We start from the raw sequence: 12,667 nt of genomic DNA on the forward strand, positions 1-12,667 counted from the left end.
CTGTCCCCGGATGGTGCGTCAGGGGCCGGCGTCGATCGCCGCGGTGACGGCGGCGAGCTCGGGCTGCGAGCCGAAGCCGGTGAGGCACCACGTTGCGCCGGCGGCCGCCCACGGCGCGGGGTCGACGTCGGCCGGGTTGGTGACGACGAGGTCGAACGGGCCGGCGTCGCGGCCGCGCTGCTCGGTCACCTCCCCGGCCAGCTGCGCGAGCTCGTCGGGGGAGGAGAGATCGATGGGGAAGAGGCCGTCCCACTGCAGCGCGCGGCGGACGGGGCGGCGGTTCGGCCAGCGGGCGGCGACCCAGACCGGGATCCGCGGCTTCTGCACCGGCGGCGGCTGGAACGCGCCCTCCCAGTAGTTCTGCAGCCGCGCGAGCCCGAGGTCGAGCAGCTTCGCGCGCTCCTTCGGCTCGACGACCGGCTCGAAGTCGACGAACTCGCCGTGCCCGTCGCTGCCGAGGCCGACGCCGAACACGAGCCGCCCGCCGCTCAGGTGGTCGAGTGTGACCGTCTCGCGCGCCAGCTTGTGCGGCCGGCGGCGCGCGACCGGCGTGACGAGCGGGCCGATGAGCACCCGCTCCGTCGCCGTCGCGATCGCCGCCATCGTCACCCACGGATCGGCGACCGGCAGCTCCGGCGGCGAGTACCGGATGTGGTCCCAGAGGAAGAAGCCGTCCCAGCCGCGGTCCTCGGCGCGCGCGGCGAGGTCGGCGACGACGCGCGGGTCGAACAGCTCGCCGAAGGGCGCGACGAAGATGGCGCGGCGGGCGCTCACGGGCGCTCGAACCGGCGCTTGAAGCGGTTCGCCCTGCGCTGCAGCCGCTGCTCCATGTGCCCGAGCATCCCCTTGTGGGCCGGCAGGTCGTCGACCTCCTTCGCCGCGATCGTGAGCGTCACCCGCTTGTTCGTGATCCGGTCGACCTCGGGCGCGTCGACGAACCGCTTGCCCTCCGACGTGACGATCACGATGCCGTCGAAGATGTGCTCGCGGACGTTGTCCTGGACGCGGTGGACCTTGCCGACCTCGGTGCCGTCGGACGCGAAGACCGGGGTGCCGCGCGGCAGGACCTTGTAGCCGATCTGATGCTCGTCGTCGTGCTCGCTCACAGCGCCGCCAACCTACACTGAGGCCTCGATGGCCGACGAGGACGACCAGCAGACCGAGCGCCCGCCCGCGCTCGACCCCGAGACCCGTGCGCGCCGCGAGGCGGCGATGGCGCACATCCGCCAGTTCGGCGACCCGGTGCTGAAGACGAAGGCCCGTCCGATCGAGGCCTTCGACGACCAGCTGCGCGAGGAGATCCGGCGGATGGGAGCGCTCATGCACGACTCGCTCGGCATCGGCCTCGCGGCCCCGCAGATCGGCGTGTCGCATCGGCTGCTCGTCTACCGCGTCGAGCCCGACAGCCCGGTCCAGGCGCTCGTCAACCCGGACATCGAGTGGTCCAGCCGCGACGAGGAGATCAGCGAGGAGGGCTGCCTGAGCATCCCCGGCATCGTCGTCGACGTCGAGCGGCCGATCCACATCCGCGTCCGCGCGCAGGACGGCACCGGCGAGGACATCCTCGTCGAGGCCAGCGGCCTGGAGGCGCGGGTGATCCAGCACGAGATCGACCACCTCGACGGCGTGCTGATCCTCGACCGCACGAGCCGCGACCAGCGCAAGGAGGCGATCCGCGCGCTCCGCGAACGCGAGCGCGAGCGCGAGCAGTCGCTCGCGTGAGGACCGCCTACCTCGGGACCTCGGACTTCGCCGCGGCGGTGCTGCGGCGCCTCGCCGACTCGCCGCACCGCCCCGCCGTCGTCGTCACCCGGCCGGACGCTCCCAAGGGCCGCGGGCGCAAGCTCGCGCCGCCGCCGGTCGCCGTCGTGGCGCGGGAGCTGGGCCTCGACCTGCTCCAGCCCGAGCGCGTCAACGAGCCCGAGGCGGTCGACGAGATCGCCGCCTACGCGCCGGAGTCGGTCGTGCTGTGCGCGTTCGGCGCGCTGATCAAGGAGCCGCTGCTCAGCCGGTTCGGACCGATCCGCAACGTCCACCCGTCGCTGCTGCCGCGCTGGCGCGGAGCGGCGCCGGTCGAGCGGGCGATCATGGCCGGCGACGCCGAGACGGGCGTGTCGATCATGGCGCTGACGCCGGGGCTCGACGACGGGCCCGTGGCCGCGACGGGCGTCGAGCCGATCCGTCCCGACGACACGTACGGCACGCTGAGCGAGCGGCTCGAGACGCTGAGCGGCGACCTGCTGCTGCGGGTGCTCGACGAGGACCCGGAGTTCGTCGAGCAGCCCGACGTCGGCGTGACGTACGCCGAGAAGATCACGGCCGAGGACCGGACGCTCGACCCGTCGTCCGGGACCGCGGCCGAGCTGGAGCGCGTCGTCCGCGCCCTCACCCCGCACATCGGGGCGCGGATCGCGCTGGACGACGGGACGTTGCTCGGCGTCCGCGGCGCGGCGGTGGGGGCGCGCGAGGACGCGGTGAACGTCCAGACGGCCGACGGGACGCTCGCGCTGACCGTCGTGCAGCCGCCGGGCGGCAAGCCGATGGCGGCCGCCGACTGGCTGCGAGGGCACCGGCGATGATCGTGGGGGCCGGCTCCGTGAGGCGTCGGTGAGCGGCGACGCCGTCTCCCTCCGCGCGGGTCGCCGCTCCGTCGAGGTCAAGCGGCCCGCGAAGGAGCTCTTCCCCGGCGTCACCAAGCTCGACGTCGCCGAGTACTACCTGGCGGTCGCGCCGGCGATGGTGCCGCACGTGCGCGGCCGGCCGCTGAACCTCGACCGATACCCGGATGGCGTCGAGGGGCGCGGGCTCTTCACCCAGGCGATGCCGAAGCACTTCCCCGACTGGGTCTCGCACGCCACGGTGCCGAAGCAGGGTGGGTCGGTCACGCACGTGGTCGCCGACGACGCTGCGACGCTCGTCTACCTCGCCGGCCAGGCCGCGGTCGCGCTGCACGCCTGGACGAGCCGCGCCGACAAGCTCGACCGCCCGGACCGGCTGATCATCGACTTCGATCCGCAGGTCGACAACTTCGCCGCAGTCCGCCGGGCGGCGCTCGCGTGCGGCGAGCTGTACCGCGAGTGCGGGCTCGAGCCGTTCGCGATGGTCACCGGCTCACGCGGCATCCACGTCGTGGCGCCGCTGCGGCGCACGTCGGAGCATGACGAGGTCGCCGAGGTCGCTCGCGCGATCGGCCGCGAGCTGATCGACCGCCACCCGGACGAGGTGACCGGCGAGTTCAAGATCGCGAACCGCGGCGACCGGATCTACGTCGACGTCGGCCGCGTCCGCTGGGGCCACACCGGCGTCGCCCCCTACTCGCTGCGCGCGAAGCCGTCCGCGCCGGTCGCCACCCCGCTGCGCTGGGAGGAGCTGTCCGACGACGCCCTGCGCCCCGACGGCTTCACGTTGCGCGACGTCCCCGCGCGCCTCGAGCGCGAAGGGGATCCGTGGGCGGACATCGCGGCGTCGGCCACCGGCCTCGGCGCCGCGCGCAAGGCCCTTGGCCTCTGACTCCGGAGACGATCCTCCGGAGGCGGCCTTCGGGCTCTAGGCGGCCTTCGGGAGCGGCGTCGCGGCCTGCCGCGTGAGGACCTCGTCGAGGCGCGGCGGGCGGAGGTGCTCGCGCTGCCAGTTGCGCGTGAGGCGGCCTTCGCGGGCGGCCTCGATCGTCAGCGCGGCGGCGGTCGGGACGCCGAGAAGCGCGGTCAGGGCGGTGTGCGCCTCGCGGACGGCCCGGTGGGCGTCCTGCACGCGGGAGAGGTCCTGGTCGTCGTCGAGGCAGCGCTCGACGGCGACGGAGCCGTGGATGGCGAAGAGCAGCGCCTGCGCGGGGCCCGAGGGGCCGCCGAGCGCGGCCGGGCCGGCCTCGTCGATCATCAGCCACAGCGCCGGCCGGACGCCGGGGAGCAGGTCCTCGGAGATGAGGTAGGCGGCCCGCCCGAAGCCGCGATGGGCCGTGTCGAGCGCGAGCAGCTCGGCGGGGTCGTCCGCGGCATCGCGGGCGCGCGCCGCCATCGCGCGCCCCTGCTCGAGGATCGCGTAGGCCATCGAACGGTCGTCTTTCCACCACAACATGCGCCCCGGGGGGTACCCACAACGGCGCGTTCGTACCCTCGGTGGGGTGTCCGGCCGTGCCGCCTCACCCGCTCGCCGGGCCGCTCTGCGCGTCGTCCGGCGCGTCTTCGAGGAGGGCGCTTTCGCCGATCAGGCCTTGCATGCGGAGGCGCGCGACCTCGAACCCCGCGACCGCGCCTTCGCCCGCGCGCTGGCGTTCGGAACCATCCAAAGACGCCGGACGCTCGACCACGTCATCGGGCAGCTCGCCGGCCGCCGCAAGCTCGATCCGCCCGTCCGGGCGGCCCTCCAGCTCGGGGTCTTCCAGCTGCTGCTGATGGACGCCGTTCCGGCGCACGCCGCCGTCGACGAGACCGTCGCGCTCGTGCGCAACAGCGCCGCGACGGGGTTCGTCAACGCGATCATGCGGCGCGCCGCCGGCGAGGGGCCCGAGATCCTCGCCGCCATCGACGACGAGGCGACCCGCTTGTCGTACCCGACCTGGCTCGCCGACCTGTGGCGCACCGCGTACGGCGAGGAGACGGCGACGGCGCTCATGACGCGCCTCAACGAGCCGCCCGAGCTCGCGCTGCGGGCGAACCGCCTGAAGACGACGCCCGAAGAGCTGGCGGCGGCGGTCGGCGGAGAGGTCCCGGGCGGAGACCGGCCTCCGGAGGCCGGCGGAGGGGGAGGGAGCCCTTCCCCGGAGGTCGTCGCAGGCGGAGGGAGCCCCTCCTCGGAGGTCGTCGCAGGCGGAGGGAGCCCCTCCTCGGAGGTCGTCGCAGGGGGAGGGAGCCCCTCCCCGCAGATCGCCGGCAGCGAGGATGCGGTGGTGGTGCGGGGCGCGTTCGACGCCTTCGCACACCCGCTGTGGGCGGAGGGGCACTTCATGCCGCAGTCGCGCTCGTCGCAGGCGATCTCCCGGTTCGTCGCTCCGCAGCCGGGGGAGCGGGTGCTCGACCTCTGCGCCGCGCCGGGCGGCAAGACCACGCATCTCGCCGCGCTCATGGGCGACGAGGGCGAGATCGTCTCCGTCGAGCGCAACGCCGACCGGGCCGACGGGCTGCGCCGGACGTGCGAGCGGATGGGCGTGACGATCGCGGCGATCGACGTCGCCGACGCCGCGCAGCCGCGGACCGACGGCCCGTTCGACCGCGTGCTCGCCGATCCGCCGTGCTCCGGGCTCGGGACGCTGCAGGCGCGGCCGGACCTGCGCTGGCGGATGAACCCGGACCGGATCGCCGGGCTCATCGCCGAGCAGGACCGCATCCTCGCCGCCGCGGCCGCCGCCGTCCGTCCGGGCGGGGTGCTGGTGTGGTCCACGTGCACGCTCGACCCCGCCGAGAACAGCGCGCTCCTGCACGACCTCCAACGCTTCGAGATCCGGACCTCCGAGATCCTCTGGCCGCACGAGACGCGTTCAGCGGGCTTCGAGGTCTCGGTCCTAGAGTCCACTGGATGAGCGCGCGCGGAGAGAGCATCGGGGTGGCCGGCGCCGGCGGCGCGAGAACCGGGGTGGCCGGGTGAGCGCGGACGACGTCAAGCTCGGCATGGCGTGCCCCAACTGCGCGGAGCCGTGGCTGCGCCCCACCAACCTGCCGGGGCGCTTCCGCTGCGTGAACTGCCTGCACCGCTACGAGCTGCGGTCGGTGTGCCCCGACTGCGGCGAGCATGCGACGATCGTGCGGATGTCCACGACGGCGAACACCGAGTGCATGAACTGCGGCGCTTCGATGCTGTGCCCGGTGTGACGCCGGAGCGCCTGCGCGGCGTCGCCCCCTCGATCCTCTCGGCCGACTTCGCCCGCCTCGCGGCTCACGTCGAGGAGGTCATGGCCGCCGGCGCGCGGCTCATCCACTGCGACGTCATGGACGGCCACTTCGTCCCGCCGATCACCTTCGGCCCGAACGTCGTCGGCGCGCTGCGCGACGCGCTGCCCGGCGACGCCGTGCTCGACGTGCACCTCATGATCGAGCGGCCGGAGCGCCACGTCGTCGACTTCGTCAAGGCGGGCGCCGACAACGTGACCTTCCACGTCGAGGCCACGCCGCACGTCGACTACACGCTCAACCTCATCCGCGAGGCCGGCGCGACCGCCGGCGTCGCGATCAACCCCGGCACCGCGACCGAGGCGCTCGCGGTCCACCCGGACCTCGTCCTCTGCATGACCGTCAACCCCGGCTGGGGCGGCCAGCGGTTCATCGACGGCTCGGTCGACCGGATCCGCGCGCTGGGCAAGCGCGTGCGCGACGACGTCGCGGTCGAAGTCGACGGCGGCATCGACCCCGAGACCGCCGGGCCGTGCGCCCGCGCCGGGGCGACGACGTTCGTGGCGGGCTCGGCGATCTTCGGCAAGCCGGACCCCGCGGCGGCGTACCGGGAGATCGCCGCCGCGGCGGGGTGTGGTTAGCCCCACCCACGGACGCCGCCCGGCGGGCGATGATGGTGGTTCACCATGGCGCCCACCGTCCTGATCGTCGACGACCACCCGAGCTTCCGCGCCACCGCGCGGCTGCTGCTGATGGCCGACGGCTTCGAGGTGGTCGGCGAGGCGGCCGACGGGGCCTCCGGTATCGCCGCGGTGCACGAGCTGCGGCCGGACGTCGTCCTCCTCGACGTGAACCTGCCCGATCTCGACGGCTTCGCGGTCGCCGAGCGGCTGACGGCGAACGGCACCGCGCCCGCGATCGTGCTGGTCTCGAGCCGCGAGGCGTGCGACTTCGGCCCGCTCATCGCCCGCAGCGGCGCGCGCGGCTTCGTGGCGAAGGCGGACCTGAGCGGGGCGGCGATCCGCGCGCTGCTCGCGCCGGCACCCGGTCTCGGGGGCGATCCCGCGGAGGGGGCGGCGCACCGGTGACCGGCCTGCGGCGCGCGCTCCTGGCCATCGGGCTGCTCGGCCTCATGCTGATGGCCGCCGAGATCGCGATCGTCGCGACGAGCGACACCGAGGACGCCCCGGTCGTCGACGCGATCCTGATCGGCGCCGTGATGGCCGCCTGGATCGGGACCGGCCTGTTCGCGTGGGCGCGCCGGCCGGCGAACCGGATCGGCTTCTACATGGTCGCCGTCGGCTTCGCGTTCTTCCTCTCGGCGCTCGTGGCCTCCGATGCGCCGCTGGTCTTCAGCATCGGCCTGGCCTTCAACGCGCTCTGCCTGGCCGTGGCCGTGCACATGCTGCTCGCGTACCCGACCGGGCGCGTCGAGCAGCCGTACCAACAGCGCCTCGTGTACGGCATCTACGCGCTCGCCACGCTCGTCCCGGTCGGGATCATGTTCTTCCGCGCCGACTGCCGCTGCGGCATCGACGACCCGCCGAAGAACGTCTTCCTCATCCACGACGTCCCGGCGTTAGCCGACACCATCGAGATCGCCGGGTCGCTCATCGGCATCGCGCTCGTCGTCGCCGTCGCGAAGGTCCTCATCGACCGCTGGCGCCGGGCGAGCCCCGGCGGGCGCCGCGAGCTCGCGCCCGTGCTGTGGACGGGAGCCGCCCTGGTGACGACCATCGCCGCAGCGCTCGCGCTCAACCGCCCCGGCGTCGAGTCGACGGCCGCCAAGATGGTCAGCCTGATCATGCTCACGGCGTTCGCGGCGGTCCCGTTCGCGTTCCTCGTCGGGCTGGCCCGCAGCCGCTGGTGGCGCGCGGGCGCGATCCTCGACGTCGTCGGCGCGCTCGGCGCGGCGCCCAGCGAAGAGCGGCTGCGCCACGCGCTCTCGGACGCCCTCGGCGACCCGACGCTCGAGGTCGTGTACTGGTTGCCGGAGCGCGAGCACTTCGTCGACAGCGACGGCCGGCGCGCGGAGCTGAACCGGCATGGCGACGACCGCGCCTGCATCCCCGTCGAGCACGAGGGGCGGCTCGTCGGCGGGCTGATCTACGACGCCGCGCTGAACGACGACCCCGCGCTCGTGGTCGCCGTCGCGAGCGCCGCGGCGCTGTCGCTGGAGAACGCTCGCCTCGACGCCGAGCTGCGCGCCCGCGTCGAGGAGCTCGAACGCTCGCGCCGGGGGCTCGTGGAAGCCGGCCTGGCCGAGCGCCGCCGGCTCGAGCGGGACCTCCACGACGGCGCCCAGCAGCGGCTCGTGTCGCTGTCGCTGCAGCTCGGCCTCATCAACACCCGGCTCGACGCCGATCCGGCCGCCGCGCGCGAGCTGCTCGACGGCGCGCGCGAGGAGGCGCGCTCGGCGCTCGAGGACCTGCGCGAGCTCGCCCGCGGCATCCACCCGGCCGTGCTGACCGACCGCGGGCTGGGCCCGGCGCTCGAGTCGCTCGCCGACCGCGCCCCGCTGCCCGTCGAGGTCGAGCGCCTGCCCGAGGAGCGCCTGCCCGCGTCCGTCGAGCTCGCCGCCTACTTCGTCGTCGCCGAGTCCCTGACGAACGTCTCGAAGTACGCCCACGCCTCCCACGCCGAGGTCCGCGTGGGCCGCGAGAACGGCTTCGCGCTCGTCGAGGTCCGCGACGACGGGATCGGCGGCGCCGATCCCGCGGCGGGCACGGGCCTGCGCGGGCTCGCCGACCGCCTCGCCGCGCTCGACGGCCGCCTCGAGGTGGAGAGCGAGCCCGGCCGCGGGACGGTCGTTCGCGCGAGGGTGCCGTGCCCGAACTGACCGGCGCACCGCTGCGGGTCGTCCTCGCCGACGACCAGATGCTGCTGCGCGCGGGCGTCGCACGGCTGCTCGAGGACGCCGGGATGGACGTCGTCGCGCAGGCGGCCGACGCCGAGGACCTCCTGCGCAAGGTCGGCGCCCACAAGCCCGACGTGGCGGTCGTCGACGTCCGGATGCCGCCGACCCACACCGACGAGGGCCTGCGCGCGGCCGCCGAGATCCGCGAGCGCTTCCCCGGCACCGGCGTGCTCGTCCTCTCGCAGTACGTCGAGGAGGCCTACGCGCTGGAGCTGCTCGGCGACGGGGCCGACGGCCTCGGCTACCTGCTCAAGGACCGCGTCGGCGACCTCGACCGCTTCGTCGAGGCTGTGAGGCGCGTCGCGGACGGCGGCTCCGCGCTCGATCCCGAGGTCGTCAGCCGCCTGCTCGGGCGCAAGCGCCGCGAGGACCCGCTCGAGCCACTCAGCCCCCGCGAGCGCGAGGTGCTGCAGCTGATGGCCGAGGGCCGGTCGAACGCCGGCATCGCCGAGGCGCTCGTCGTCAGCGAGCGCGCCGTCGAGAAGCACGTCACCAGCATCTTCACCAAGCTCGGGCTCGCCCCGGCCGCCGAGGACCACCGCCGCGTGCTGGCGGTCCTCACTTACGTCCGCGCCCATTAGTCGCCCACTAAGGGCGATCCCCCATTGCGCGGAGACCCCCCGACCACGGAAGCTGCCGCCATGCCCCCCATCGTCTCCGCCACCGACCTGACCCGCCGCTTCGGCGAGGGCCCCGCCGCCGTCGACGCGCTCGCAGGCGTCACGGTCGGGTTCCCGCAGGGCGAGTTCACCGCCGTGATGGGTCCTTCCGGCTCCGGCAAGTCGACGCTGATGCACCTCCTCGCGGGGCTGGACAAGCCGACGTCGGGCACCGTCGTCATCGACGGGACAGAGCTGACGAAGCTCGACGACGCCCGCCTGACCCAGCTGCGCCGCGACAAGATCGGCTTCGTCTTCCAGGCCTTCAACCTGCTGCCGGTGCTGACGGCGGAGGAGAACATCACGCTGCCGTTGTCGATCGCGGGGCGCAGGCCGGACCGCGAGTGGCTGGCGACGCTCATCGACGCCGTCGGGCTCGGCGATCGCCTCACGCACCGGCCGAGCGAGCTCTCCGGCGGCCAGCAGCAGCGCGTGGCGGTCGCCCGCGCGCTCGTCACGCGTCCCGCCGTGCTCTTCGCCGACGAGCCGACCGGCAACCTCGACTCCAAGTCCTCGGCGGACATCCTCGCCCTGCTGCGGCGCGCCGTCGACGACTTCGGCCAGACGGTGATCATGGTCACCCACGACCCCGACGCCGCCGCGGTGACGGATCGCATCGTCGAGCTGGCCGACGGCCGCATCGTCAGCGACCGTTCCGCGGAGGCCGCGGCGGCATGACGCGGCTCACCTTCCGCTCGCTCGCCACGCGCAAGCTGCGCACGGTCCTGACCGCCATGGCGGTCGTGCTGGGCGTGTCGATGATCAGCGGGACCTACGTCCTGACCGACACGATCGACCGCGCGTTCGGCGACATCTTCCAGAAGGCCGCCGAGGGCGTCGACGTCTCGGTGACGCCCGGGCAGGCGATCGACAACGAGAACGACGTCCAGGAGATCCCGCTCGACGGCCGCCTGCTCGACCGCGTCAAGGCGACGCCCGGGGTGGAGGAGGCCGCCGGCGACGTGTTCTCGAGCGTCGCCGTGCTGAAGAAGGACGGCGAGCCGCTGCGGACGAACGGCGTGCCGATGTTCGCCGCCTCCGTCGGCCCGGACCGCTTCGAGCCGTTCGAGGCCGCCGAGGGCCGGCTGCCGCGCACCGACGACGAGGCCGCCATCGACCAGAAGACGGCCGAGGACGAGAACTACGACGTCGGCGACACGCTGTCGGTGTCCGGCGACCCCGGGACGCGGAAGTACAAGATCGTCGGCATCGCGAAGTACGGCGACGTGAAGTCGCTGGCCGGCGCCACGGTCGTGCTGCTCACGCTGCGCCAGGCGCAGGAGATGACCGACCGGGTCGGGCGCTTCGACGAGATCACCGCCGCGGCGCAGTCCGGCGTCAGCCCGGAGCAGCTGCGCGACCGCGTCAAGGTCGCCCTGCGCGGCGAGCAGGTCGACGTCCGCACCGGCCAGGAGAACGCCGAGCAGGAGCAGCAGGACATCGGCGACGACTTCGGGTTCCTGCGCACCGCGCTGCTCGTGTTCGCCGGCATCGCCCTCTTCGTCGGCTCGTTCGTCATCTACAACACGTTCTCGATCACCGTCGCGCAGCGCACGCGGGAGCTTGCGCTGCTGCGGACGCTCGGGGCGAGCCGCCGGCAGGTCCTGCGCAGCGTCGTGCTCGAGGCGCTCTTCATCGGCGGGACCTCGGCGCTCGTCGGGCTCGCCGGCGGCCTGCTCGTGGCGAAGGGGATCGTCGGGCTCTTCCGGACGGTCGGGTTCGACCTGCCGACCGGCGACACCGTCATCGCCACGCGCACGATCGTCGTGTCGCTCCTCGTCGGCGTCGTTGTGACCGTCATCGCGAGCGTCGCGCCGGCGCTGCGGGCGACGCGCGTGCCGCCGATGGCGGCGATGCGTGAGGTCGCGGTGTCGACGCGGCGGACCGGCCGCGTGCGCCTCGCGATCGCGGGCCTCATGGGCCTCGGCGGGCTCGCGGCGCTCCTCGTCGGCCTCTTCGGCGGCGGTGACGGCGGGTCGTCCGCGGCGCTGCTCGGCCTCGGCGCGGCGCTCATCTTCCTCGCCACCGCGCTGCTCTCGCCGCTGCTCGTCCCGCCGCTGGCGCTCGCCGTCGGCACCCCGCTGCAGCGCGTCGGCGGGCTGCCCGGCCGGCTCGCCCGCGAGAACGCGGCGCGCAACCCGGGCCGCACCGCGGCGACCGCGGCGGCGCTGATGATCGGGCTGGCGCTCGTCACGTTCGTGACCATCTTCGCCGCGGGCTTCCGCGGGTCGATCGACCGCGCCGTCGACCGGGCGTTCGCGGGCGACCTCACCGTCCGCAACAAGGACGGCTGGTCGTCGATCCCGCGATCGATCCAGCCGGAGCTGTCCAAGCTCTCCGCCGTCCAGTCGGCGAGCGGCGTGCGCTTCTCGAACAGCGGCATCCAGGGCGACGACACGTTCACGGTCGGCGTCGATCCCACCTCGCTGGACGGCGTCTACAACGTGAAGTGGGAGAAGGGCGACGACGCCACGATCGAGCACCTCACCGCCGACCAGGTCATCGTCGACCACAACTGGGGCGAGGACCACGGCGTCGGGGTCGGCGACCGCCTCGCGATGCTGACGACGGCCGGCAAACGCGTGACCAAGCAGGTCGTCGGCGAGCTCGACGAGGGCCAGACCGGCCTGCTCGGCGGGGGCATCCTCGTCTCGAACGAGGCGCTGTCGCGGGACTGGGACCAGCAGCGCGACGCGTTCGTGTTCGTCAAGTTCAAGGACGGCGTCGCCGTGGCGGACGGCCGCAAGCAGGTCGACCAGCTGCTCGACCAGCAGTTCCCGATCGCCGAGGCGCAGGACCGCGAGGAGGTCAAGGACGCGCAGGCGGGGATGATCAACGGCCTGCTCGGGCTGATCTACGCGCTGCTCGGCCTGTCGGTGCTCATCTCGCTGTTCGGCATCGTCAACACGCTGGCGCTGTCGATCCACGAGCGAACGCGGGAGCTCGGGATGCTGCGCGCGATCGGCACGTCGAGGCGGCAGGTGCGGCGCACGGTCCGCTACGAGAGCGCCATCACCGCGCTCATCGGCGCGGTCCTCGGCCTCGTGCTCGGCACGTTGTTCGCGATCATCGTCAGCCGGCCGCTCGCCGACGACGGCTTCACGCTGGAGCTGCCCGTCGGCACGCTGTTCCTGCTGCTGGTCGTCGCGGCGATCATCGGCGTGATCGCGGCGATCGGCCCGGCGCGGCGGGCGTCGCGGATCGACGTGCTCAGAGCGCTGGCCTACGAGTAGCCGTCGGACGAGGTCTGCGCGCCGGTGCCGCCGGTA

General features: G+C 73.9%; 14 protein-coding genes. 11 read left to right on the forward strand and 3 right to left on the reverse strand.

Annotated features, from left to right (window positions below; all coding sequences use genetic code 11):
* Positions 1-18: 18 nt before the first annotated feature.
* Both AC1UE4_RS02780 and AC1UE4_RS02785 read right to left on the reverse strand, forming a co-directional pair.
* Positions 19-774, reverse strand: a complete 756-nt coding sequence (locus AC1UE4_RS02780; RefSeq protein WP_482915697.1) for an LLM class flavin-dependent oxidoreductase — start codon at positions 772-774, stop codon at positions 19-21.
* Positions 771-1,106 (reverse strand): hypothetical protein, encoded by a 336-nt coding sequence (locus tag AC1UE4_RS02785; protein WP_482915698.1) that lies wholly within the window; start codon positions 1,104-1,106, stop codon positions 771-773. The genes AC1UE4_RS02780 and AC1UE4_RS02785 overlap by 4 nt, the downstream gene beginning before the upstream one ends.
* Before the next feature lie 28 nt (positions 1,107-1,134).
* On the opposite strand from AC1UE4_RS02785, the gene def reads away from it, so the two are divergent.
* The 3 genes from def to ligD are packed head-to-tail and all read left to right on the forward strand — an operon-like array spanning position 1,135 to position 3,510.
* Positions 1,135-1,722 (forward strand): peptide deformylase, encoded by a 588-nt coding sequence (def, locus tag AC1UE4_RS02790; RefSeq protein WP_482915699.1) that lies wholly within the window; start codon positions 1,135-1,137, stop codon positions 1,720-1,722.
* Positions 1,719-2,579, forward strand: coding sequence for a methionyl-tRNA formyltransferase (locus AC1UE4_RS02795; protein ID WP_482915700.1), 861 nt, complete (start codon positions 1,719-1,721; stop codon positions 2,577-2,579). The genes def and AC1UE4_RS02795 overlap by 4 nt, the downstream gene beginning before the upstream one ends.
* 28 nt (positions 2,580-2,607) lie before the next feature.
* Positions 2,608-3,510: a non-homologous end-joining DNA ligase gene (gene ligD / locus AC1UE4_RS02800; RefSeq protein ID WP_482915701.1), complete on the forward strand. Its 903-nt coding sequence runs from the start codon at positions 2,608-2,610 to the stop codon at positions 3,508-3,510.
* Positions 3,511-3,546: 36 nt separating this feature from the next.
* On the opposite strand, the gene AC1UE4_RS02805 is transcribed toward ligD, so the two are convergent.
* Entirely contained in the window at positions 3,547-4,047 is a 501-nt protein-coding gene (locus AC1UE4_RS02805) for a hypothetical protein (RefSeq protein ID WP_482915702.1), read from the reverse strand.
* Between the two features lie 73 nt (positions 4,048-4,120).
* On the opposite strand from AC1UE4_RS02805, the gene rsmB reads away from it, so the two are divergent.
* The 8 genes from rsmB to AC1UE4_RS02845 all read left to right on the forward strand — a co-directional run bounded on the left by rsmB (position 4,121) and on the right by AC1UE4_RS02845 (position 12,631).
* Entirely contained in the window at positions 4,121-5,515 is a 1,395-nt protein-coding gene (gene rsmB, locus AC1UE4_RS02810; protein ID WP_482915703.1) for a 16S rRNA (cytosine(967)-C(5))-methyltransferase RsmB, read from the forward strand.
* 61 nt (positions 5,516-5,576) lie between these two features.
* Entirely contained in the window at positions 5,577-5,804 is a 228-nt protein-coding gene (locus AC1UE4_RS02815) for a zinc-ribbon domain-containing protein (protein ID WP_482915704.1), read from the forward strand.
* Positions 5,801-6,463, forward strand: a complete 663-nt coding sequence (gene rpe / locus AC1UE4_RS02820; protein ID WP_482915705.1) for a ribulose-phosphate 3-epimerase — start codon at positions 5,801-5,803, stop codon at positions 6,461-6,463. Before AC1UE4_RS02815 ends, rpe begins: the two co-directional genes overlap by 4 nt.
* A gap of 45 nt (positions 6,464-6,508) precedes the next feature.
* Entirely contained in the window at positions 6,509-6,910 is a 402-nt protein-coding gene (locus AC1UE4_RS02825) for a response regulator (RefSeq protein WP_482915706.1), read from the forward strand.
* Positions 6,907-8,661, forward strand: coding sequence for a sensor histidine kinase (locus tag AC1UE4_RS02830; protein ID WP_482915707.1), 1,755 nt, complete (start codon positions 6,907-6,909; stop codon positions 8,659-8,661). Before AC1UE4_RS02825 ends, AC1UE4_RS02830 begins: the two co-directional genes overlap by 4 nt.
* Positions 8,662-8,672: 11 nt before the next feature.
* Entirely contained in the window at positions 8,673-9,320 is a 648-nt protein-coding gene (locus tag AC1UE4_RS02835) for a response regulator transcription factor (protein WP_482918190.1), read from the forward strand.
* Between the two features lie 60 nt (positions 9,321-9,380).
* Positions 9,381-10,076, forward strand: a complete 696-nt coding sequence (locus AC1UE4_RS02840) for an ABC transporter ATP-binding protein (protein ID WP_482915708.1) — start codon at positions 9,381-9,383, stop codon at positions 10,074-10,076.
* A complete protein-coding gene (locus tag AC1UE4_RS02845; RefSeq protein WP_482915709.1) occupies positions 10,073-12,631 on the forward strand; it encodes an ABC transporter permease in 2,559 nt (852 codons plus the stop codon). Before AC1UE4_RS02840 ends, AC1UE4_RS02845 begins: the two co-directional genes overlap by 4 nt.
* The last annotated feature ends 36 nt before the right edge of the window (positions 12,632-12,667 follow it).

The sequence above is a fragment of the Parviterribacter kavangonensis genome (assembly GCF_056863335.1).

Coding starts and splice junctions, on each gene's coding strand:
- def (WP_482915699.1), top strand. CDS start 1,135: ATGGCCGACGAGGACGACCAGCAGACCGAGCGCCCGCCCGCGCTCGAC.
- AC1UE4_RS02805 (WP_482915702.1), bottom strand. CDS start 4,047: ATGGCCTACGCGATCCTCGAGCAGGGGCGCGCGATGGCGGCGCGCGCC.
- AC1UE4_RS02825 (WP_482915706.1), top strand. CDS start 6,509: ATGGCGCCCACCGTCCTGATCGTCGACGACCACCCGAGCTTCCGCGCC.
- AC1UE4_RS02840 (WP_482915708.1), top strand. CDS start 9,381: ATGCCCCCCATCGTCTCCGCCACCGACCTGACCCGCCGCTTCGGCGAG.
- AC1UE4_RS02845 (WP_482915709.1), top strand. CDS start 10,073: ATGACGCGGCTCACCTTCCGCTCGCTCGCCACGCGCAAGCTGCGCACG.